Origin of the sequence: Streptomyces litchfieldiae, assembly GCF_031845365.1 — a bacterium.
Taxonomy (GTDB): domain Bacteria; phylum Actinomycetota; class Actinomycetes; order Streptomycetales; family Streptomycetaceae; genus Streptomyces; species Streptomyces litchfieldiae.
Genome location: NZ_JAVREL010000001.1, coordinates 123,961 through 145,570, shown reverse-complemented (window position 1 = coordinate 145,570; position 21,610 = coordinate 123,961). Strand labels below are relative to the sequence as shown.

Annotated in this window: 23 protein-coding genes; 18 read left to right on the top strand and 5 right to left on the bottom strand. The window is 73.4% G+C overall.

Going from position 1 to position 21,610, the window contains the following annotated elements; all coding sequences use genetic code 11:
- Positions 1-77 precede the first annotated feature (77 nt).
- On the top strand, positions 78-281 hold the full coding sequence (locus tag RM590_RS00665; protein ID WP_311702288.1) for a hypothetical protein: 204 nt from the start codon (positions 78-80) through the stop codon (positions 279-281).
- On the opposite strand, the gene cofC is transcribed toward RM590_RS00665, so the two are convergent.
- Positions 253-909 (bottom strand): 2-phospho-L-lactate guanylyltransferase, encoded by a 657-nt coding sequence (cofC, locus tag RM590_RS00660; RefSeq protein WP_311702287.1) that lies wholly within the window; start codon positions 907-909, stop codon positions 253-255. The genes RM590_RS00665 and cofC overlap by 29 nt on opposite strands.
- Before the next feature lie 214 nt (positions 910-1,123).
- Here cofC and RM590_RS00655 point away from each other — a divergent pair, with 214 nt between their 5' ends.
- From RM590_RS00655 to RM590_RS00645, 3 genes are read left to right on the top strand one after another with little or no spacing between them, the layout of a single operon-like run.
- Positions 1,124-1,885, top strand: a complete 762-nt coding sequence (locus RM590_RS00655; protein WP_311702286.1) for a lysophospholipid acyltransferase family protein — start codon at positions 1,124-1,126, stop codon at positions 1,883-1,885.
- Entirely contained in the window at positions 1,882-2,883 is a 1,002-nt protein-coding gene (locus tag RM590_RS00650) for an NAD(P)H-dependent glycerol-3-phosphate dehydrogenase (RefSeq protein WP_311702285.1), read from the top strand. The genes RM590_RS00655 and RM590_RS00650 overlap by 4 nt, the downstream gene beginning before the upstream one ends.
- A gap of 35 nt (positions 2,884-2,918) precedes the next feature.
- A complete protein-coding gene (locus tag RM590_RS00645) occupies positions 2,919-4,061 on the top strand; it encodes a D-alanine--D-alanine ligase family protein (protein ID WP_311702283.1) in 1,143 nt (380 codons plus the stop codon).
- 21 nt (positions 4,062-4,082) lie between these two features.
- Here RM590_RS00645 and RM590_RS00640 read toward each other — a convergent pair whose 3' ends face one another.
- Together RM590_RS00640 and RM590_RS00635 are read right to left on the bottom strand one after the other, a co-directional pair.
- Entirely contained in the window at positions 4,083-4,592 is a 510-nt protein-coding gene (locus tag RM590_RS00640; protein ID WP_311702282.1) for a DUF3515 domain-containing protein, read from the bottom strand.
- Between the two features lie 19 nt (positions 4,593-4,611).
- Positions 4,612-4,845, bottom strand: coding sequence for an Lrp/AsnC family transcriptional regulator (locus tag RM590_RS00635; protein ID WP_311702281.1), 234 nt, complete (start codon positions 4,843-4,845; stop codon positions 4,612-4,614).
- 134 nt (positions 4,846-4,979) lie between these two features.
- Between RM590_RS00635 and RM590_RS00630 the strand changes: the two genes are divergently transcribed.
- Both RM590_RS00630 and thiD read left to right on the top strand, forming a co-directional pair.
- Complete coding sequence (locus RM590_RS00630; RefSeq protein ID WP_311702280.1) at positions 4,980-5,942, top strand: thiamine-phosphate kinase; 963 nt, start codon at positions 4,980-4,982, stop codon at positions 5,940-5,942.
- 26 nt (positions 5,943-5,968) lie between these two features.
- Positions 5,969-6,754, top strand: coding sequence for a bifunctional hydroxymethylpyrimidine kinase/phosphomethylpyrimidine kinase (gene thiD, locus RM590_RS00625; RefSeq protein WP_311702279.1), 786 nt, complete (start codon positions 5,969-5,971; stop codon positions 6,752-6,754).
- A gap of 88 nt (positions 6,755-6,842) precedes the next feature.
- Here the strand turns inward: thiD and rpmB are convergent, their stop codons facing one another.
- On the bottom strand, positions 6,843-7,028 hold the full coding sequence (rpmB, locus tag RM590_RS00620) for a 50S ribosomal protein L28 (protein WP_311702278.1): 186 nt from the start codon (positions 7,026-7,028) through the stop codon (positions 6,843-6,845).
- Positions 7,029-7,255: 227 nt separating this feature from the next.
- On the opposite strand from rpmB, the gene RM590_RS00615 reads away from it, so the two are divergent.
- The 9 genes from RM590_RS00615 to mutM all read left to right on the top strand — a co-directional run bounded on the left by RM590_RS00615 (position 7,256) and on the right by mutM (position 16,064).
- Positions 7,256-8,878: a DAK2 domain-containing protein gene (locus RM590_RS00615; protein ID WP_311702276.1), complete on the top strand. Its 1,623-nt coding sequence runs from the start codon at positions 7,256-7,258 to the stop codon at positions 8,876-8,878.
- A gap of 17 nt (positions 8,879-8,895) precedes the next feature.
- Positions 8,896-11,121 carry an ATP-dependent DNA helicase RecG gene (gene recG, locus RM590_RS00610; protein WP_311702275.1) on the top strand — a complete coding sequence of 742 codons (2,226 nt, stop codon included), beginning with the start codon at positions 8,896-8,898 and terminating at the stop codon, positions 11,119-11,121.
- Between the two features lie 90 nt (positions 11,122-11,211).
- Positions 11,212-11,802, top strand: a complete 591-nt coding sequence (gene rsmD, locus RM590_RS00605; RefSeq protein ID WP_311702273.1) for a 16S rRNA (guanine(966)-N(2))-methyltransferase RsmD — start codon at positions 11,212-11,214, stop codon at positions 11,800-11,802.
- Between the two features lie 26 nt (positions 11,803-11,828).
- Entirely contained in the window at positions 11,829-12,302 is a 474-nt protein-coding gene (coaD, locus tag RM590_RS00600) for a pantetheine-phosphate adenylyltransferase (RefSeq protein WP_311702272.1), read from the top strand.
- A gap of 63 nt (positions 12,303-12,365) precedes the next feature.
- Positions 12,366-13,421 (top strand): ATP synthase F0 subunit B, encoded by a 1,056-nt coding sequence (locus RM590_RS00595; RefSeq protein WP_311702271.1) that lies wholly within the window; start codon positions 12,366-12,368, stop codon positions 13,419-13,421.
- A gap of 143 nt (positions 13,422-13,564) precedes the next feature.
- The gene (locus RM590_RS00590) at positions 13,565-14,233 is read left to right on the top strand and encodes a YceD family protein (RefSeq protein WP_311702270.1); all 669 of its coding nucleotides are present in this window, start codon (positions 13,565-13,567) and stop codon (positions 14,231-14,233) included.
- Positions 14,234-14,235: 2 nt separating this feature from the next.
- Entirely contained in the window at positions 14,236-14,409 is a 174-nt protein-coding gene (gene rpmF / locus RM590_RS00585; protein WP_049568059.1) for a 50S ribosomal protein L32, read from the top strand.
- Positions 14,410-14,428: 19 nt separating this feature from the next.
- Positions 14,429-15,202: a ribonuclease III gene (gene rnc, locus RM590_RS00580; RefSeq protein ID WP_311702269.1), complete on the top strand. Its 774-nt coding sequence runs from the start codon at positions 14,429-14,431 to the stop codon at positions 15,200-15,202.
- Positions 15,195-16,064 (top strand): bifunctional DNA-formamidopyrimidine glycosylase/DNA-(apurinic or apyrimidinic site) lyase, encoded by an 870-nt coding sequence (gene mutM, locus RM590_RS00575; RefSeq protein ID WP_311702268.1) that lies wholly within the window; start codon positions 15,195-15,197, stop codon positions 16,062-16,064. Before rnc ends, mutM begins: the two co-directional genes overlap by 8 nt.
- Here mutM and RM590_RS00570 read toward each other — a convergent pair.
- Positions 16,061-16,864, bottom strand: coding sequence for a CAP domain-containing protein (locus RM590_RS00570; RefSeq protein ID WP_311702267.1), 804 nt, complete (start codon positions 16,862-16,864; stop codon positions 16,061-16,063). The two genes, mutM and RM590_RS00570, sit on opposite strands and share 4 nt — an antisense overlap.
- 131 nt (positions 16,865-16,995) lie before the next feature.
- Between RM590_RS00570 and RM590_RS00565 the strand changes: the two genes are divergently transcribed.
- The 3 genes from RM590_RS00565 (at position 16,996) to smc (ending at position 21,600) form a co-directional block, all read left to right on the top strand.
- Positions 16,996-17,307 carry an acylphosphatase gene (locus tag RM590_RS00565; protein WP_311702265.1) on the top strand — a complete coding sequence of 104 codons (312 nt, stop codon included), beginning with the start codon at positions 16,996-16,998 and terminating at the stop codon, positions 17,305-17,307.
- 334 nt (positions 17,308-17,641) lie between these two features.
- Entirely contained in the window at positions 17,642-17,848 is a 207-nt protein-coding gene (locus tag RM590_RS00560; RefSeq protein ID WP_311702264.1) for a hypothetical protein, read from the top strand.
- A gap of 182 nt (positions 17,849-18,030) precedes the next feature.
- A complete protein-coding gene (gene smc, locus RM590_RS00555) occupies positions 18,031-21,600 on the top strand; it encodes a chromosome segregation protein SMC (RefSeq protein WP_311702263.1) in 3,570 nt (1,189 codons plus the stop codon).
- Positions 21,601-21,610: the final 10 nt, after the last annotated feature.

Sequence of the window (21,610 nt, the reverse complement as noted above, 5' to 3'; positions counted from 1 at the left end):
CCAGCGGGCCGGACTCCCCACCGGGAGCCCGGCCCGCGGTCGTTCCGGCCGTCGGAGGCAGCCGCTAGGCTCGCCGCATGCAGGCCACCGCATACACCTTCGACCCCGGAACCCGCTCCGGCAGCGTGCTGCTCGACGACGGCACACCCCTGGACTTCGGCGCCGACGCCTTCGACGCCGGCGGTCTGCGGCTGCTGCGCCCCGGTCAGCGCGTGCGCATCGAAGTCACCGGCGAGGGCGCCGAGCGCCACGTCACCTATCTGACCCTGCAAACGTTGTAAGACGCCGCGCGCCCACCGCCGTACGCGGCCCGACGCCCAGCGCCAGCGCCGCGCGCAGGTCCTCGCCGGTGTCCACGTCCCGGCGCACGCTGTCCACCTCCGCCGGCCGCAGTTCCGCGGCCCCGGAAGCCAGATGACGGGCCCGGGACGCCCCGCCGAACGCCGGCGCCAGCGCCACCCCGGGCGCCGCCGCCAGCAGCGTCGTGCCCACGCCCGCCGCGTCCGCGAGAAAGCTGCGCGCGTAAGTCCCCGCCGCCGTCAGCACCCGGGCGAGCTCCGCCGGCCGCAGCGCGGGCAGATCGGCGTTGAGCGCGGCCACCGCCGCGCCGGGCGCCGCCGAGCGGACGGCCTCCGCGCCGTACGCGAGCGCCGCGTTGAGCCCCCGGGCCGGCGAATCGGGCACGATCCGCGCCCCGAGGCGCGCCAGCCGCCCCGTCGCGAACGGGTCGTCCGTGACCACCACCACGTCCCGCACCGCCGCACACGCCAGCGCCGCGGCCACCGTGTCCTCGGCGAAGGCCAGCGCGAGCGAGGGGCGCAGGGCGTCCCCGGCCACGGCGGCCAGCCGGCTCTTGGCCAGCCGCAGCGGTTTCAGGGGGACGATCAGCGACCACCGGGTGTCACGCATCGTGCCATTCTCCATTCTCTGGTCGTTCCCGGGCGGCTCGAGCGGCCGCTGTCCGGTGCCCTCCGGGACGCTACGGGGCGCTTCGCATTAGGGTGCAAAGGGACCACCAAGGCGGTGAGACCATCCGCTGGACAGCCCCCCACGCGGGGGCGACACTTGTGCGGCTGTCCGCAGCAGACCGCGCCGGAGCAGTGCAAGAGGAGATGGTGACCGAGTGTCTCGCCGCAAAATCGGCTTCTGGTACCGATTGGCCGCATTTCTGGTGAAACCACCGTTGCTGGTGCTCTTCAGGCGAGACTGGCGGGGAATGGAGCATATTCCCGCCGAGGGCGGATTCATCACCGCGGTGAATCACAACTCCTATCTCGACCCGCTCTCCTACGCGCACTTCCAGTACAACACCGGGCGAGTGCCCAGATTCCTGGCGAAGGTCAGTCTCTTCAACACCGGGATGGTCGGCTGTTTCATGCGCGGCACCGGCCAGATCCCCGTCTACCGCAACTCCTCGGACGCCGCCGACGCCTTCCGCGCCGCCGTCGCGGCCGTGCACGCCGGCGAGTGCGTCGCGTTCTACCCGGAGGGCACCCTCACCCGCGACCCCGCACTGTGGCCCATGGAGGGCAAGACCGGCGCCGCCCGCGTCGCGCTGCTCACCCGCGCGCCCGTGATCCCGGTGGCCCAGTGGGGCGCCCACGAGGCGATGCCGCCCTACGCCAAGAAGAAACGGCTGCGGCTGCTGCCGCGCAAGACGCTGACCGTGGTCGCCGGACCCCCCGTGGACCTGGGCGAGTTCTACGGGAAGGAGCCCACCACCGAGGTGCTGCGCGAGGTCACCGACACGATCATGGACGCCATCACGGCGCTGCTGGCCGACCTGCGGAACGAACCGGTGCCCGCGGAGCGCTACATTCACCGCAGCACCTCGCCGGAACGACGTGACCGGCCACACGTGTCCAAGGAGGAGAAAGCGGAGTGACACGCGCCGCCGTCTATGGAACCGGCTCCTGGGGGACCACGTTCGCGATGGTCCTCGCCGACGCCGGCTGCGACGTGACGCTCTGGGCCCGGCGCCCCGAGCTCGTCGAGGCCGTCAACACCACCCACACCAACCCCGACTACCTGCCCGGCGTCCGGCTCCCGGCCACCGTGCGGGCCACCGCGGACCCGGCCGAGGCGGCCTCCGGCGCCGAGTTCACGGTGCTCGCCATCCCCTCCCAGACCCTGCGGGGCAATCTGGCCGAGTGGGCCCCGCTGCTGCCCCCCGACACCGTGCTCGTCTCGCTGATGAAGGGCATCGAGCTGGGCACCGCGAAGCGGATGAGCGAGGTCATCGAGGAGGTCGCGGGCGTCGGCCCGGAGCGGGTCGCCGTGCTCTCCGGCCCCAACCTCGCCCCCGAGATCGCCGAACACCAGCCCGCCGCCTCGGTGGTCGCCTGCCGCGACGAATCCGTGGCCATCCGGCTCCAGGCCGCCTGCCACACCGCCTACTTCCGCCCCTACACGAACACCGATGTGGTCGGCTGCGAACTCGGCGGCGCCGTCAAGAACGTCATCGCGCTCGCCGTCGGCATCGCCCACGGCATGGGCCTGGGCGACAACACCAAGGCGTCGCTCATCACCCGCGGGCTCGCCGAGACCACACGGCTGGGACTGGCCCTGGGCGCCGACGCGCAGACGTTCGCGGGCCTGGCCGGGATGGGCGACCTCGTCGCCACCTGCTCCTCCCCGCTGTCCCGCAACAACACCTTCGGCACCAACCTGGGCCGCGGCATGACGCTTCAGGAGACCATCGCGGTCACCAAGCAGACCGCCGAGGGCGTCAAGTCCTGCCGTTCCGTACTGGACCTGGCGCGCCGTCACCAGGTCGACATGCCGCTGACGGAAACGGTCGTGGGCATCGTGCACGGCGGCACCTCGCCCCAGGTGGCGGTCAAGGAACTGATGTCGCGAACCGCCAAGGCCGAGCACCGCTGACTCCCCGGGGCGCCGCGGAGTAGCCTCAGGGGGTTATGAGCAGCGAGTCCTCACCACAGAGCCCCAAGCCGCGCGTCGCCGTCGTCTTCGGCGGCCGCAGTTCCGAGCACGCCATCTCGGTGGTCACCGCCGGAGCCGTGCTGCGCGCCATCGACCGCACCCGGTACGACGTCCTCCCCATCGGCATCACCACCGACGGCCAATGGGCGCTGACCGCCGACGACCCCGCGCGGATGGCGATCAGCGAACGGCGGCTGCCCAGCGTCGAGCAGGTCGCCGAGCCCGGCAGCGGCGGCGTGCTGCTGCCCGTGGACCCCGGCCGGCACGAGGTCGTCTACACCGAGCCCGGCTCGGTGCCCAAGGACCTCGGCGAGGTCGACGTGGTCCTGCCGCTGCTGCACGGCCCCTACGGTGAGGACGGCACGCTCCAGGGGCTCCTGGAGCTCTCCGGAGTGCCCTATGTCGGCGCCGGCGTGCTGGCCTCGGCGATCGGCATGGACAAGGAGTACATGAAGCGCGTCTTCACCTCCTTCGGTCTGCCCGTCGGGCCCTACACGGTCATCCGCCCCCGTGAGTGGCGCGCGGGCCCGGCCGCCGCCCGGCAGAAGATCGTCGACTTCGCGGCGGAGCACGGCTGGCCGCTGTTCATCAAGCCCGCCCGCGCCGGCTCCTCGATGGGCATCTCCCGCGTCACCGACGTCTCCGGACTGGACGCCGCCATCGCGGAGGCGCAGAGCCACGACCCGAAGATCATCGTCGAGTCGCTGCTGAGCGGACGCGAGATCGAGTGCGGCGTCCTGGAGTTCGAGGACGGGCCGCGCGCCAGCGTGCCCGCCGAGATCCCCCCGGTCTCCAGCCACGACTTCTACGACTTCGAGGCCAAGTACATCGACTCGGCCGAGGGCATCGTGCCCGCCCCGCTCACCCCCGAGCAGACGGAACGCGTGCGGGAGCTGGCCGTTCTCGCCTTCGAGGCGGCCTCCTGCGAGGGGCTGGTCCGCGCGGACTTCTTCCTCCAGGACAACGGCGAGTTCGTCATCAACGAGATCAACACCATGCCCGGCTTCACCCCGATCTCCATGTACCCGCGCATGTGGGAGGCGACCGGCGTGGACTACCCCGAGCTGGTGGACCGCCTCATCCAGGCGGCGCTGCGCCGCTCCACCGGCCTGCGCTAGCGGGCGAAGCGGAGCCGGGCGTCACTCCGACTCCGGGTCCGCGTGCAGGTCGTCCGGCGGTATGGCGCGGTCGATCGGGGCGGCGACGTCCAGCAGGGGATTGACCTCGGGGGCGTAGTCGTCCGGCACGGTCATCTCGACGAACACCGCGCGTTCCTGGGTGGTGAAACGAACGCCGTCCGACTGCTCCTCCAGCAGCCAGGTCACCTCGTTCACCCCCACGAACTCGGCGCCCAGCGGGTCGTACGTCTCGCTGCCCGGAGTCACCAGCTCCGGGCGCGGGACGCCGCAGCGCAGCACGATGGCCGGATCCCCCCACACCGCCGCGAACGGGGAACTCTCCGGGAGTTCCCCGCGCTCCACGCCGTCCACCTCGTCCGGCAGCTCCTCCGCCAGTGCGCGGCACGCGTCGGCGGCCTCGCCGGTGGGGGAGGGCAGGGCGACCTCCGGCTCGCCGAAGCCGGAGGTGCAGGACGAGAGCACCAACAGCGCGGACACGACGGGGAGCACACGGCGTACGGTGGAACTCACCCGGCGAGCATACGGGGTGTCACAGATGAACGACGGGGCAGGTCAGGGTGCGTGTGATTCCCGCCACGCGCTGCACTTCGGCGACCACCAGCCGACCCAGTTCGTCCACGGTCTTCGCTTCCGCGCGCACGATGACGTCGTAGGGCCCCGTCACGTCCTCGGCCGTCAGCACGCCGGGGATCCCGGAGATGACTTCGGCCACGGTGGATGCCTTGCCCACCTCGGTCTGGATCAGGATGTACGCCTGTACCACGGGTCCTCCACAGCGGCTACGAGGAGCGGGGGCGCTACCGTAGCGCGTCACGACCAGCACCGGGGAGACATCCGGCCGTTGCCGCGATCAGCGGCCCGGCGGAGGGCCGGCGACACGAGCATGAGGAGAGCTGAGTGAAGGGCAGTGTGGGGGAGCTCGGGGAGTTCGGGCTGATCCGGGAGCTGACGTCCCGGATCACCGGCACGCCCGCGGTGCGTCTTGGCCCGGGGGACGACGCCGCGGTGATCGCGGCCCCGGACCGCAGGGTCGTCGCCACCACCGACATCCTGCTGGAGGGACGGCACTTCCGCCGCGACTGGTCCACCGCCTACGACGTCGGCCGCAAGGCCGCCGCCCAGAACCTCGCCGACGTCGCCGCCATGGGCGCCGTGCCCACCGCCGTCCTCGTCGGCCTCGTCGTGCCGGCCGAACTGCCCGCCACCTGGCCCCTGGAACTGATGGACGGCATCAGAGACGAGTGCCGCGTCGCCGGCGCGGGCGTGGCCGGGGGCGACGTGGTCCGCGGCGACGCGATCACCGTGTCCATCACGGCGCTGGGCGATCTCGGCGGCCGGGAGCCGGTCACCAGGAGCGGCGCCATGCCCGGCGACATCGTCGCCGTCACCGGCTGGCTCGGCTGGTCGGCCGCCGGTCACGCCGTACTCTCCCGCGGCTTCCGCTCGCCGCGCGCGTTCGTCGAGGCGCACCGCAGGCCCGAACCGCCCTACGCGGCCGGCCCGGCCGGTGCCGCGCTGGGCGCGACCGCCATGACCGACGTCAGCGACGGACTCGTCGCCGACCTCGGGCACATCGCCCAGGCCAGTAACGTGCGCGTCGACATCGCCTCCGCCTCGCTCGACGTGCCCGCCCAGATGTCCGACATCGGGCAGGCCGTGGGCGTCGACCCGTTGCACTGGGTGCTCACCGGCGGCGAGGACCACGCGATCGTCGCCACGTTCCCGCCCGAGACCAAACTGCCCGCCCGCTGGCGGCGGATCGGCGAGGTCCTGCCGGCCCGCGGGCGCACCACCCCGCCGGTCACCGTGGACGGCGCCGCGTGGGACAAGGCCGGCGGCTGGGACCACTTCGGCTCCTGACCGGGCCCCTGAGTACTGTCGTACCCATGCAGGCACCTCCACGCGTTCTCACGGTCGCGGGCTCCGACTCCGGCGGCGGCGCGGGCATTCAGGCCGACCTCAAGACGATGCTCGCGCTCGGCACCCACGGCATGAGCGTGCTCACGGCCGTCACCGCGCAGAACTCCCTGGGCGTGCAGGGCGCCTGGGAGCTGCCCGCCGAGGCCGTGGTCCAGCAGTTCCGCAGCGTGGTGGACGACATCGGCGTCCAGGCCGTCAAGACCGGCATGCTCGCCTCGGCCGAACTCGTGGAAACCGTCGCCGGGCTGCTGGCCACCGTCGCCGCGCCCGTGGTCGTCGACCCGGTGGGCGTCTCGAAGCACGGCGACCCGCTGCTCGCCCCCGACGCGCTGGACGCCGTGCGCGCCAAGCTGCTGCCGGTGGCCACCGTGGCCACGCCGAACCTGCCGGAGACCGCTCAGCTCACCGGCGTTGCCGTCGAGTCGGAGGCAGACATGCCGCGGGCCGCCGCCGCGCTCCTGGCGCACGGCCCGCGCTGGGTGCTGATCAAGGGCGGCCATCTCCCCGGCGAGGCCGTCGATCTCCTCACCGACGGCAACGAGGAGCACTGGCTGCGCGCCCCCCGGCTGGACAATCGCCACACCCACGGCACCGGCTGCACGCTGGCCTCCGCGACGGCGGCCCGGCTGGCGATGGGCGACTCGGTGCCGGAGGCCGTGGCCGCGGCCAAGGAGTACGTCACCGGCGCCATCGCCGCGGGCTTCCCGCTGGGCGCCGGCATAGGCCCGGTCCACCACGGCCACCGCATCTGATCTTGGCCCGGGGCCGCGGGCCGGGCCGGGCCATGCAAGAAGCCGGCCCACCGTGACCGGTGGACCGGCTTGAGAGCAGCCGAGGGCCTTAGCGCGAGACCTTCCCCGCCTTGATGCACGAGGTGCAGACGTTCAGCCGCTTCGGCGTCCCGTTGACCACCGCACGAACCCGCTGGATGTTGGGGTTCCAACGGCGGGGCGTGCGCCGGTGCGAGTGGGAGATACGGTTGCCGAAGCCCGGCCCCTTGCCGCAGACGTCGCAGTTGGCAGCCACGGGTCACTCCAAAGACAGGTCACCCCATGTGCACAGGGCGACAGAAACGTACGTCGGGATCCCCCGAGGTCACTGGCCTCAAGGTAAAGCGCCGGATGTGAATGGACAACACCAGGCAACCGGGGCAGCATACCCCGGCCGTTCCCTCCGGGCGAAATCGCACCCTTCGGTGAACGAGGGCTTAAGCTGCACCCGCCGCCCCCGTCGCCCGTCCAGGAGGTCCGCACGTGCCGCAGCCGCTCGACGCCGCAGCGGTACGGCGCTGGTGCCGCAACGCCCTGGACGCCGTGGGCCGGGCCCGCGAGGACATCGACGCGATCAATGTCTACCCCGTGCCCGACGGGGACACCGGCACCAACCTCTACCTCACCGTCGAGTCCGCCGCCCAGGCCGTCGCGGCGGCCGACACCGCCGCCCCGACCCTGGCCGAGGCAGCCCGGGCCATGGCGCACGGCGCCCTCATCGGTGCCCGCGGGAACTCCGGCACCATCCTCGCCCAACTGCTGCGGGGCATGGCCGAGGTGCTGGCCGCCGGCCCCGAACCGGCCGGTCCCGACACCCTCCGCCACGCGCTGCGCCGGGCCGCCGGCTCCGCCTACGAGGCCGTGGCCCACCCCGTCGAGGGCACCATGCTCACCGTGGCCGCCGCCGCCGCGGACGCCGCCGAACGGGCCGGGGGCGGAGCGGACGAGGTGATGGCGGAAGCCTGCTCGGGCGCGCGCCGGGCGCTGGCCGCCACCCCGGGCCAGCTTCCCGTCCTGGCCGACGCGGGCGTCGTCGACGCCGGCGGCAGCGGGCTGGTCGCCGTGCTCGACGCCCTGGACGCGGCCCTGTCCGGACGCGCCCCCGACGCCTCCATACGCGACCGGCTGTCCCTCGGCCGCACCGGCGCCCCCCGCGCCGCCGGGGCCCACCCGGACGCCCACTGCGCGCCGGTCGCCGCCCCGGCCGAGCTCGAATTCGAGGTGATCTACCTGCTGGACGCCCCCGACGCCGCCGTGCCCGCCCTGCGGGAACGCCTCGACGCGCTCGGCGACTCCCTCGTCGTCGTGGGCGGCGACGGCCTGTGGCACATCCACGTGCACACCGCCGAGCCGGGCCCGGCCGTGGAGGCGGGCATCGAGGTGGGCCGCCCGCACCGGGTGCGGATCACCGCGCTCGCCGCCGAAGCCCCCCGCCGGCCCGACCGCGCGCCCCGCGCCGTCGTCTCGGTGCTGCCGGGCGACGGGCTGGCCGGGCTGTGCGCGGAGGCCGGCGCCACCACCCTGACCGTCCGCCCCGAAGAGCCGCCCGGCGGCGGCGAGCTCGCGGCGGCCATCCTCGCCACCCGCGCCCGCGAGGTCGTGCTGCTGCCCAACGACGACGCCCTCTGGCACGCCGCTGCCGCCGCCGCCGAACAGGCGCGCGCCGACGGCGTGCGGGTCGCCGTCGTGCCCACCCGTTCCCCGGTGCAGGGGCTCGCGGCGCTGGCCGTGCACGCCCCCGAGCGCCGGTTCGACGAGGACGTGGTCGCCATGACCGCCGCGGCCGGGGCCACCCGCTTCGGTGAACTGGCCGTCGCCGAACGGCAGTCCTGGACAACGGCCGGGATCTGCCAGGCCGGGGACGTGCTGGGCCTCGTGGAGGGCGATGTCGCGGTGATCGGCGGCGACCTCGCCGAGGTGGCCGGCGACGTCCTGGAGCGCATGCTGTCCGCCGGCGGCGAGCTGGTCACCCTCGTGCTCGGCGCCACCGCCCCGGACGGGCTGGCCGCCCGGCTGGAGGCCCAGGTGCGGGGCAGCCACTACGGCGTGGACACCGTCGTGTACGAGGGGCGGCAGAGCGCGCCGCTGCTCATCGGGGTCGAGTGACGGCGACTGTCGGCGGCATGGTGTGCAATGGCAGCGTGACCGCGCTGCACGAGCCCCTCGCCAAGGTCGTCGGCGGCACCACCGCCAAGGTGATGGCCGCCCACCTCGACCTGCACACGGTCGGCGACCTCCTGCACCACTATCCGCGCCGGTACGCCGAGCGCGGCGAGCTGACCCGCCTGGCCGACCTGCCCGTCGACGAGCACGTCACCGTCGTCGCGGAGGTCGCCGACACCCGCTCCCACACGTTCAACCGCGGCCGGGGCGTGCGCCTGGAGGTCACGCTCACCGACGGCAGCGGCCGGCTCCAGCTCGTGTTCTTCGGCAGACGCGCCGTCCACCACCACGAGAAGGTGCTGCTGCCCGGGCGGCGCGGGATGTTCGCCGGCAAGGTCTCCCGGTTCAACCGGAAGCTCCAGCTCTCCCACCCCGCCTACGAGCTGCTGGACGAGGACAGCGGCTCCGCGGCGGTCGCCGAGTTCGCCGGCCGGCCGCTGCCGATCTACCCGGCCTGCAAGCAGCTCGAGTCCTGGCGCATCGCCAAGTCGGTCGGCGTCGTGCTCGACTCGCTGGCGGCCGTCGGCTGGCAGGGCCTGATCGACCCGCTGCCCGGCGCGCTGCGCGCCCGGCGCGGACTGCTGCCGCTGCCCGAGGCGTTCGAGAAGGTCCACCGGCCGCGCAGCAAGAGCGACATCGCCGACGCCCGGTCCCGGCTGAAGTGGGACGAGGGGTTCGTGCTCCAGGTCGCGCTGGCCCGGCGGCGGCGCGCCGCCGCCCTGCTCCCGGCGGCCCCCCGGCGCCCGGCCGCCGACGGCCTGCTGCACGCCTTCGACGAGCGGCTGCCGTTCACGCTCACCGCGGGCCAGCGACGGGTCAGCGACGAGATCTTCGCCGACCTGGCCGCCGAGCACCCGATGCACCGGCTGCTCCAGGGCGAGGTCGGCAGCGGCAAGACGCTGGTGGCGCTGCGTGCCATGCTGGCCGTCGCCGACAGCGGCGGCCAGTCGGCGCTGCTCGCGCCCACCGAGGTGCTGGCCCAGCAGCACCACCGCTCGATCACCGAGATGATGGGCGACCTGGCCGAGGGCGGCATGCTCGGCGGCGCCGAGCGTGCCACGAAGGCGGTGCTGCTGACCGGCTCCATGGGCGCCGCGGCCCGGCGGCGGGCCCTGCTGGACGCGGCGACCGGAGAGGCCGGCATCGTCATCGGCACCCACGCCCTGATCGAGGACGTCGTGAAGTTCCACGACCTGGGCCTGGTGGTGGTCGACGAGCAGCACCGGTTCGGCGTCGAGCAGCGCGACGCCCTGCGCGCCAAGGGCGAACGGCCGCCGCATCTGCTGGTCATGACCGCCACCCCCATCCCGCGCACGGTCGCCATGACGGTCTTCGGCGACCTGGAGACCTCCGTCCTGGACGAGCTGCCGCAGGGCCGTTCGCCCATCGCCAGCCACGTCGTCCCCGCCCGCGACAAGCCGCACTTCCTGACCCGCGCCTGGGAGCGGGTGCGCGAGGAGGTCGCCGGCGGGCACCAGGCGTATGTGGTCTGCCCCCGGATCGGCGACGGGGATGAGCCGACGGCGCCGGGCAAGGGCAGTGACGACGGGGACGGCCCGGGGGAGGGCGTGCGCCCGCCGCTGGCCGTGCTCGACGTGGCCGCCGAGCTGGCCGGCGGCCCGCTCGGCGGGCTGCGCACCGAGGTGCTGCACGGCCGGCTGGCCCCGGACGTCAAGGACGATGTGATGCGCCGCTTCGCCGGGGGCGAGATCGACGTGCTGGTCGCCACCACCGTGATCGAGGTCGGGGTCAACGTCCCCAACGCCACCGCCATGGTGATCATGGACGCCGACCGCTTCGGCGTCTCCCAGCTCCACCAGCTCCGCGGCCGGGTCGGGCGCGGCAGCGCCCCCGGGCTGTGCCTGCTGGTGAGCGAGGCGCCGGAGGGGAGCGCGGCCCGCGACCGGCTGGCGGCGGTGGCGGACACGACCGACGGCTTCGAGCTGTCCCGCATCGACCTCGAACAGCGCCGCGAGGGCGACGTCCTGGGCCAGGCGCAGTCCGGCGGGCGCAGCAGCCTGCGGATGCTCGCCGTCATCGACGACGAGGAGCTCATCGCGGAGGCCCGCGCCGAGGCCGTCGCCCTGGTCGAGCGCGACCCCGAGCTGGACGACTCCCCGGACCTGCGCGCCGCCCTCGACGCCCTCCTGGACGCCGACCGTGAGGAGTTCCTCGACAAGGGCTGAACGGGCCCCGCGCCCCGGCGGGCCACTCGCCCGCGCGGTCCGTATAGCGTGGAGGCGGAAGCTGATCGATGAGTGCCGTGAGGGAGCCTCATGACCCGCGTGATCGCCGGGACCGCAGGTGGCCGGCGGCTGGCCGTGCCTCCCGGCGGCGGTACCCGGCCGACCTCCGACCGGGCGCGCGAGGGGCTGTTCTCCACCTGGTCGGCCCTGTGGGGGCCGCTGGACGGGGCGCGCGTCCTCGACCTGTACGGCGGCTCGGGCGCCGTCGGGCTGGAGGCGCTCTCCCGGGGGGCCGCCCACGCCCTGCTCGCCGAGTCCGACGCCAGGGCCGCCCGCACCATCCGGGAGAACATCCGCTCCCTCGGCCTGCCGGGCGCCGAGCTGCGCACGGCGCGGGCCGAGCAGCTCGCCGCCGGGCCACCGCCGCCCGACGGCGCGTTCGATCTGGTCTTTCTCGATCCGCCCTACGCCGTGGGTGATGACGATCTTGGAGAGATCCTGCTCACACTCGGGGCGAATGGCTGGCTCGCCGACGACGCGCTCGTCACGGTGGAGCGGGGCACCCGAGGGGGTGCCTTCCGCTGGCCGGCCGGATTCCGGAGTCTGCGTTCACGCCGCTACGGCGAGGGAACGCTCTGGTATGGCCGGTTCGCCGTCCACCACGTCAGCGACCGGTCATGAGGGGCCGGGAGAGCGAGGAGAGACCGTTGCGCCGCGCAGTCTGTCCGGGGTCCTTCGACCCCATCACCAATGGGCACCTCGACATCGTCGCCCGCGCCTCGAAGCTCTACGACGTCGTCCACGTCGCCGTCATGATCAACAAGTCGAAGAAGGGCCTCTTCACCGTCGAGGAGCGCATCGCGCTGATCGAGGAGTGCACCAGCACCTATGGGAACGTGGTGGTGGAGGCGTTCCACGGCCTGCTGGTGGACTACTGCAAGCAGCGTGACATCCCGGCCATCGTCAAGGGCCTGCGCGCGGTCAGCGACTTCGACTACGAGCTTCAGATGGCCCAGATGAACAACGGACTCTCCGGTGTCGAGACCATGTTCATCCCGACCAACCCGGTCTACAGCTTCCTGTCGTCCAGCCTGGTCAAGGAGGTGGCCGCCTGGGGCGGCGACGTCTCCCACCTGGTGCCCGAGCCCGTCCTGCGGGCGCTCACCGCCAAGCACGGCTGACACGGACCGCACCGGCCGGCGAACAAGTGCCCGTCGGTGCCCCGTTGGCCGTACAGTCGCCTCGTGGACGTACAGCAGAAACTCGACGAGATCGTCACGGCGGTCCGGAGCGCCAAGGGCATGCCCATGTCGGCGTCCTGCGTCATCAACCGGTCCGAGCTTCTCGCCCGGCTCGAGGAGGTGCGCGAGGCGCTGCCCGGCTCGCTGGCCGAGGCCCAGGAGGTGCTGGGAGGCCGCGAGCAGGTGGTGGCCGACGCCCAGCAGGAGGCCCGGCGCATCGTCGAGGCCGCGCACGCCGAACGCGGCACGCTCATCGACGGCACCGAGATCGTTCAACGGGCCCAGGCCGAGGCGTCCCGCATCCTGGCCGAGGCCCGCCGCGAGGCGGACGAGGTGCGCGCCGAGGCCGACGACTACGTGGACAGCAAGCTGGCGAACTTCGAGGTGGTCCTGGGCAAGACCATCGGCTCGGTGGACCGCGGGCGGAACAAGCTGCTCGGCCCCGACCGCGGCGACCCCGCGGAGCTGCTGGCGCAGGCCGACGCCTATGTGGACGCCCAGTTCGGCGCCATCGAGGCGGTGCTGCGCAAGACGCTGGAGGCGGTGGGCCGCGGCCGGCAGAAGCTCACCGGGCACCGCCCCATCGACGAGCTGGCCGAGCACGTCGCCGCCCAGGAGGCCGCGGACGCCGGTCAGCAGGCCGACGGGTACTTCGGCCAGTTGGCCGAGCAGGACACGTACGACTACCTGGGCGTGCCCCAGCCCCGGCCCGAGTCCGAGCCCCCGGCCGCGGACCCCGCCCCGGTCGCGCCCGCGCCCGGGAGCGGCGGGTACGAGCCGGCCGACACGTACGGTCTCCAGCCCACCGCGGCGGCCGGCGGCTACGGCGCCCAGGACGGCTACGGCCAGGGGACCTACCCACAGGAGGGCTACGGACAGGAGTCCTACGCCGCGGACCCGTACGGCACCGGCGGCTACCCGCAGGACCCCTACGGCCAGCAGCCCGCCCGGCCGGACTACGGCTACCAGGCGCCGGGCACCCTGGAGGAGACCAGCCTCTTCGACACCGGGATGATCGACGCCGAGCAGTTGCGCCGTTATCAGCAGGGCCAGCAGTGACTCTCGCCGATTGGGTGCCCGGCGGCCCGTGAAGTATGCTGGCCCTTCGGTCGTGGCACGAATCGAAGTCACGGCTGCCCGCCCGGCTTCTCGTCGAGAGAGACCGACGTGCGGCTCCGTCGCGGTCGGCCAGCCCAGCCATCATGAGAAAGCAGAAAGCCCTGAACGCCCCGCTGGATCACCGAGCCCCTCTCGTGTTCGACACACGTGAGCTGGGGCGGCGTCCCGGTGCGCTCAAGAGGATCTCGCGCACGGTGGAGGCCCCGGAGGATCTCGGCACCGAGGTCATCGGGGTGCCGGCGGGGGCGCCGATGGAGATCGAGCTCCGCATGGAGTCGGTCATGGAGGGTGTGCTCGTCACCGGCACCGTCCGTGCGCCGTTGGCGGGGGAGTGCGTAAGGTGTCTGGAGCCGTTGGCCCGCGAGGGCTCGGCGGACTTCCAGGAGATGTTCTCGTACCCCGAGACCGAGGGGCCGGCCCGCCGTCAGGCGGAGGCCGCCGAGGCCGAGGGGGACGAGGAGACGCTTTTCCTTCAAGGCGACTTGTTCGACCTTGAGCCCGTGCTGCGGGACGCGGTGGTGCTGTCACTGCCCCTTCAGCCGGTGTGCCGGGACGACTGTCCGGGCCTGTGCCCCGAGTGCGGGGTACCGCTCGCGCAGGACCCCGACCACCACCACGACGAAGCCGTCGACATCCGTTGGGCGGCGCTGCGGGAGTTCGCCGGCACTTCGCGGCCGGAGGAGCCCTCCGCCAGGCAGGACAAGCAAGAGAAGGCACCCCGCGCCAGCGGGGACGAATCACAGGAGAAGTAGCCGTGGCTGTTCCGAAGCGGAAGATGTCGCGCAGCAACACGCGCCACCGCCGGTCGCAGTGGAAGGCTGCGGTCCCCACTCTGGTGCGCTGCGAGCGCTGCCAGGAGCCGAGGCTGCAGCACACCGCGTGCGGCAACTGCGGCACGTACAACCGCCGTCAGGTCCTCGAGGTCTGATCGGCGGGTGACAGGCTCCATGTCACACGCCAGGAGGTCGCAACCCCAGGCGTCGGCGGACACAGCCTCGTCCCTTGCGATTCTGGAAGGGCGGCTCGGCTACAGGCTTGAGCCCGCCCTTCTGGTGCGTGCGCTCACCCACCGCAGCTACGCGTACGAGAACGGTGGGCTGCCCACGAACGAGCGGCTGGAGTTCCTCGGGGACTCCGTGCTCGGTCTGGTCGTCACCGACACGCTGTACCGCAGGCACCCCGATCTGGCCGAGGGCCAGCTCGCCAAGCTGCGGGCCGCGGTCGTCCAGGCGCGCGCACTGGCCGAGGTGGCCCGCGGGCTCGACCTGGGTGCCTTCGTCCGGCTCGGGCGCGGCGAGGAGGGCACCGGCGGCCGGAACAAGGCATCGATCCTCGCCGACACCCTGGAGGCGGTGATCGGCGCGGTCTATCTGGACCAGGGCCTCGCCGCCGCCGACGAGTTGGTGCACCGGCTCTTCGACCCCGTCATCGAACGCTCCGCCAACCTCGGGGCCGGTCTCGACTGGAAGACCAGCCTCCAGGAGCTCAGCGCCGCCGAGAGCCTCGGCGTGCCGGAGTACGTGATCACGGAGAGCGGCCCGGACCACGAGAAGACCTTCACCGCTGCGGCCCGTGTGGGTGGCGAGACCTACGGCACCGGCACCGGCCGCAGCAAGAAGGAAGCGGAGCAGCAGGCCGCCGAGAACGCCTGGCGCGCCATCCGCACGGCCATCGACGGCAAGAACGGCCAGGCCCCCTCGGGCGAGGCGTCCGTTGCCTGAGCTGCCCGAGGTGGAGGTCGTGCGGCGCGGCCTCGACCGGTGGGTCGGCGGCCGGACCGTCGCCGGGGCCGAGGTGCTGCACCCCCGCGCCGTCCGCCGGCACGCGGCCGGTGCCGAGGACTTCGCCGACCGGCTCGCGGGCACCCGCGTGCGGGACGTGTGCCGCCGCGGCAAGTACTTGTGGCTGCCGCTCGGCGCGGATCTGGCACTGCTCGCGCACCTGGGGATGAGCGGTCAGCTGCTCGTCCAGCCGGAACGGGCCCCCGACGAGAAGCATTTGCGGATCCGCGTCACGTTCGCCGATCCGGCGGGCGGCGAGCTGCGGTTCGTCGATCAGCGCACGTTCGGCGGGCTCTCGCTGCACCCGGTCACCGCGGACGGGCTGCCGGACGTCATCGCGCACATCGCCCGCGACCCGCTGGACCCGGAGTTCGACGAGGACGCCTTCCACGCCGCGCTCCGCCGCCGCCGGACCACCGTCAAGCGCGCGCTGCTCGACCAGTCGCTGATCAGCGGGGTGGGCAACATCTACGCCGACGAGGCGCTGTGGCGCAGCGGGCTGCACTACGACCGGCCCACCGCCACGCTCACGCGCCCGGCGACGGCCGCGCTGGTGATCCACATCCGGGACGTGATGACGGCGGCGCTGGCCGCGGGCGGCACCAGCTTCGACAGCCTCTATGTGAACGTCAACGGCCAGTCCGGTTACTTCGAACGGTCGCTGGACGTGTACGGCCGCGAGGACCAGCCCTGCCGCCGCTGCGCGACCCCGGTCCGCAGGCGGCCCTGGATGAACCGCTCCAGCTACTTCTGCCCGCGCTGCCAGCGCCCGCCGAGGGCGGCGGCGGGGCGTTCCGCCTAGAAGCCGAAGTCCTGCGTCCACCACGGGCCGCCGTCGGCGATGTGCACGCCGATGCCCAGGGTGGTGAACTCGCAGTTGAGGATGTTGGCGCGGTGGCCCTCGCTGTTCATCCAGGCGTCCATCACCGCCTGGGCGTCCTGCTGGCCGAGCGCTATGTTCTCGCCGCCGAGGTACGTGATGCCCGCCGCCTCCGCGCGGTCCCACGGGTCGCGGCCGTCCGGGTCGGTGTGGTCGAAGAAGCCGCGCTCGGCCATGTCGCGGCTGAAGGCGTTGGCCAGCGAGGTGAGCGCCGGGTCCAGCGTGACCGGGCGGCAGCCCGCCCGGGTCCGCTCCTCGTTGACCAGCGCCAGCACCGCCTCGGCCTCGGCCGTCTCCGGATCCGCGGCCGGCTCGGGCTCCTCGGGGGCCGGGTCCGGCGGCGGTTCCTCGGTGCTCGGCTCGGGCTCGGGCGACGGGGCGGCAGGCTCGGTCTCCTCGGGCGCCTCGGTGGAGGGCGACGGGGACGGCTCCTCGGTGGGCGGGGCGGGTTCCGTCGTCTCCTCGGCCGGCTCGCTGGTCTCCGGGTCCGGCTTCTCCCGGTCCCGGTCCCGCTCCCGGTCCGGTGCCGACGTCGGCGCCGCGGACTCGGAGGCCACGCGCCCGTCCTGGGCGCCGACGTCCTCGGAGTCGGAGAACATGAGGCCGTCCCCGATGCCCGGCAGCAGGCCCGCGCCCACCGCCACCGCCCCCACGGCCAGTGCCGCGGAGGCACCGATAAGACCGGTACGCGCGTGCCCCCGGCGGCGGCGATGGCGTCCCATCAGCAGCACCGTCCTCGTCCACTCGAAGATCACAAATCACCCGAACAGGTGATTCTTCAACGCGTGACTGTACGGCATGGCCGCGCCGGTGCCAGTGTTCCGAACGGGAATGACGGGATAGCGTGCGTCACATGGACCGACCGTCGCCGCCGCCCGCAGAGGACTCCGAGGCCGCCCGGATGACCGCCTGGGTGCGCGGCCGGGTGCAGGGCGTCGGCTTCCGCTGGCACACCCGGGCCCGCGCGCTCGCCATCGGTGAGCTGCGCGGATTCGTCTCGAACCTGGGGGACGGCCGGGTCCAGGTCGTGGCCGAGGGCAGCCGGGAGCGCTGCGCGCTGTTGCTGGAGTGGCTGCGGGAGGGCGACACGCCCGGTCGGGTGGAGGGCGTCACCGAGATTTGGGACACACCTCGCGGGGGCTACGAGGGGTTCGCGATCCGCTGAGGAGCCGCCGCCGGGACCCCGGGAAAGTCCCGGAAACTGCTTGCCATCCCCGCTCCGACGTGCAAGGCTGCGGCCACGACCCCCGCCCGGCGGCGATTCGCGAGCCGGTGAGGCGCGACCCGGTCCCCCCTCGCAGAGGGTGGTTGACCGGCCCGGCGCACGGGCGATACGCGGTGTGATCGTGTTGACCGTCCCACTTTTTGGTGAGACGCTGAAAGTCCCGCGCATCTCGGCTATGTGGCCCTGGAACACAGGCAGAGGACACGTCGCGGGTTCAATCCCTCACGACCCACCACGGCTTCGGTCGGTCACTCAGTGTGGAGGACCATCCATCATGGCAAAGGCGCTTCTCGGTCACGTCGGCGGTTCCGACCCCCGAGTCCTCGCCGAGATGCGACGGCTACAGCAGCGCGTACAGGACCTGGAGACCCAGCTCCTCCGGGTCCAGGCGGAGAACGACGCGCTCGCCGCCGCCGCTCGGCACGGCGACTCGGTGCTCGACAGCATCGACGTGCCCAAGGCGGAGCCCGCCCTGACCTGACCTCGACGAAGAGGGCAGGCCGCGAGGGCTTTCGCTTGCGGAGTTAATGCGAGGGACGCTTCGGCGTCCCTTCGTCATGTCCGGGACTCCGAGCACCGTCGGTTGGCTCACAGTGGATGTGCCCTGCATCCCCCGCGTCGAAACGGCGAATTGCCGAAGAGCGGCGGGTAAAGTCGCACGGCGTGCACCTCAAGAGCCTGACGCTGCGAGGGTTCAAGTCCTTCGCCTCCGCCACGACGCTGCGCTTCGAGCCCGGCATCACCTGCGTGGTGGGGCCGAACGGGTCCGGCAAGTCCAATGTGGTGGACGCGCTTTCCTGGGTCATGGGGGAGCAGGGCGCGAAGTCGTTGCGCGGCGGCAAGATGGAGGACGTGATCTTCGCCGGGACCACCGGCCGCCCGCCGCTGGGCCGGGCCGAGGTCTCCCTCACGATCGACAATTCCGACGGTGCCCTGCCGATCGACTACACCGAAGTCACCATTACGCGGACGATGTTCCGCAACGGCGGCAGCGAATACCAGATCAATGGCGACACCTGCCGCCTTCTCGATGTCCAGGACCTGCTCTCCGATTCCGGCATCGGCCGCGAGATGCACGTCATCGTCGGCCAGGGGCAGCTCGATTCCGTGCTGCACGCCGACCCCACGGGCCGCCGCGCGTTCATCGAGGAGGCGGCCGGCGTTCTCAAACACCGCAAGCGCAAGGAGAAGGCGCTGCGGAAGCTGGACGCCATGCAGGCCAACCTCGCCCGCGTCCAGGACCTCACCGACGAGCTGCGCCGGCAGTTGAAGCCGCTCGGCCGGCAGGCGGCGGTGGCCCGGCGGGCGGCCGTCATCCAGGCCGACCTGCGGGACGCCCGGCTGCGGCTGCTCGCCGACGATCTGGTCACTCAGCGTGCCGCCCTGCGGGCCGAGGTGGCCGATGAGGCGGCTCTCAAGGAGCGCAAAGAAGCAGCCGAGGCGCGCCTGCGCGAAGCCTCGCGCCGGGAGGCGGAGCTCGAACAGGAGGTCAGGACGCTCGCCCCGCGCGTTCAGCGCACCCAGACGACCTGGTATGAGCTTTCACAACTGGCCGAGCGGGTCCGGGGCACCGTGAGCCTCGCCGACGCCCGGGTCACCAGCGCCCGGGCCCAGGTCCCCGAGGAGCGCCGGGGCCGCGACCCAGAGGACATGGAACGGGAGGCCGCCCGCATCCGTGAGCAGGAGGCCGAGCTGACCGCGGCCCTGGAGGCGGCCACCCGGGCGCTGGAGGACACCGTCGAGCACCGCGCCGAGCTGGAGCGCCGGCTGGCCGAGGAGGAGCGGCGGCTCAAGGACGCGGCCCGCGCCATCGCCGACCGGCGCGAGGGCCTGGCCCGGCTGCACGGGCAGGCCAACGCCGCGCGCAGCCGGGCCGCCGCCGCCCAGTCGGGTATCGACCGGCTGACCGCCGCCCACGACGAGGCGGTCGAACGGGCCGCCGCCGCTGAGCGCGAGTACGAGACGCTGCGCGCCGAGGTCGACGGCCTGGACGCGGGCGACACCGAGCTGGCCGGCGAGCACGAGGCGGCCAAGCGCGAGCTGGCCGCCGCCGAGGCCGCGCTCGGCGCCGCCCGCGAGGCCGCGACCGCGACGGAGCGGGAGCGCGCCGCCGTCGCAGCCCGGCACGACGCGCTCGCCCTCGGGCTGCGCCGCAAGGACGGCACCGGCGCGCTGCTCGCCGCCGCCGACCGGCTCCCCGGGCTGCTCGGCCCCGCCGCCGAACTGCTCACGGTCACCCCGGGCTTCGAGGTCCCCCTGGCGGCCGCGCTGGGCGCCGCCGCCGACGCGGTCGCCGCCGACGGCCCGGCCACCGCCGCCGACGCGCTGCGCCTGCTGCGCAAGGACGACGCGGGCCGCGCGGCCCTGCTGCTCGGCGGCGCCCCCGACGAGCCCGGGCACCGCCCGGATCTCGGCCCCGGCGACGGACCGCCCTGGGCGGCGGACCTCGTGCGCGGCCCGGAGAGCCTGCTGCCCGCGGTGCGCCGCCTGCTGCGCGACGTCGTCGTGGTCGCCACGCTGGAGGACGCCCAGCGGCTGATCGCCGAACACTCAGGGCTCACCGCGGTGACCGCCGAGGGCGATGTGCTCTCCGCGCGGCTGGCCCAGGGCGGTTCGGCGGGGGCGCCCAGCCTGCTGGAGGTCCAGGCGTCGGTGGACGAGGCGGCGGCGGAACTGCGGGCCCTGACCGAGCGCAGCGCCGAACTGGCCGCCGCCCAGCGGGAGGCCACCGAGCGGCGCCGCGCGTGCGCCGCCGCGGTCGAGGATCTGGCCCAGCGGCGCAGCGCGGCCGAACGCGCCAAGTCACGGGTGGCCCAGGACCTGGGGCGGCTGGCCGGCCAGGCCCGCGCAGCGGCCGGCGAGGCCGAGCGCGCGGGCGCCGCGGTGGCCCGGGCCGAGGAGGAGCTGAGCCGCGCGGTCGAGCAGGCCGAGGAACTGGCCGAACGGCTCGCGGTCGCCGAGGAGGCCGCGGACGGCGACGAGGAGCCGGACACCTCCGTCCGGGACCGGCTGGCGGCGGACGGGGCGAACGCGCGGCAGACCGAGATGGAGGCCCGGCTCCAGGTCCGCACCCACGAGGAGCGGGTCAAGGGGCTGGCCGGGCGGGCGGATTCCCTGGACCGGGCGGCGCGCGCCGAGCGCGAGACGCGGGCGCGCGCGGAGCGGCGCCGCGCCCGGATGCGCCACGAGGCGGAGGTCGCCACCGCCGTGGCCGTCGGCGCCCGGCAGTTGCTCGCGCATGTCGAGGAGTCGCTGGCCCGCGCCGTGGCCGAGCGCGAGGCCGCCGAACGGGCCCGGGCGGACCGGGAGCAGGCGCTGACGGCCGAGCGCAACGCCGGGCGCGAGCTGAAGGAGGAGCTGGACAAGCTCACCGACTCCGTGCACCGCGGGGAGGTGCTCGGCGCCGAGAAGCGGCTGCGGATCGAACAGCTCGAGAACCGGGCCCTGGAGGAGCTGGGCGTGGAACCGGCCGTCCTGGTCCGGGAGTACGGCCCCGATCAGCTTGTTCCGCCGTCGCCGCCCGCCGAGGGCGAGGAGCTGCCCGAGGACCCGGCCGACCCGCGCAACCAGCCCCGGCCGTTCGTCCGCGCGGAGCAGGAGAAGCGGCTGCGGGCCGCCGAGCGCGCCTACAAGCAGTTGGGCAAGGTGAACCCGCTGGCGCTGGAGGAGTTCGCGGCGCTGGAGGAGCGCCACCAGTTCCTGAGCGAGCAGTTGGAGGACCTGAAGAAGACGCGCGCCGACCTGCTTCAGGTCGTGAAGGAGGTGGACGAGCGCGTGGAGCAGGTCTTCACCGCCGCCTATCACGACACGGCCCGGGAGTTCGAGGGCGTCTTCTCCCGGCTCTTCCCCGGCGGCGAGGGGCGGCTGCTGCTCACCGACCCCTCGGACATGCTGACGACCGGTGTGGAGGTGGAGGCCCGGCCGCCGGGCAAGAAGGTCAAGCGGCTGTCGCTGCTCTCCGGCGGCGAGCGCTCGCTGACGGCGGTGGCCCTGCTGGTGTCCATCTTCAAGGCGCGGCCGAGCCCGTTCTACGTGATGGACGAGGTCGAGGCGGCGCTCGACGACACCAACCTCCAGCGGCTGATCCGGATCATGGAGGAGCTCAAGGACAGCTCCCAGCTCATCGTGATCACGCACCAGAAGCGGACCATGGAGGTCGCGGACGCGCTGTACGGCGTCTCCATGCAGGGCGACGGCGTCTCGAAGGTCATTAGCCAGCGCCTCTCTTCATGAGTTGAACGAT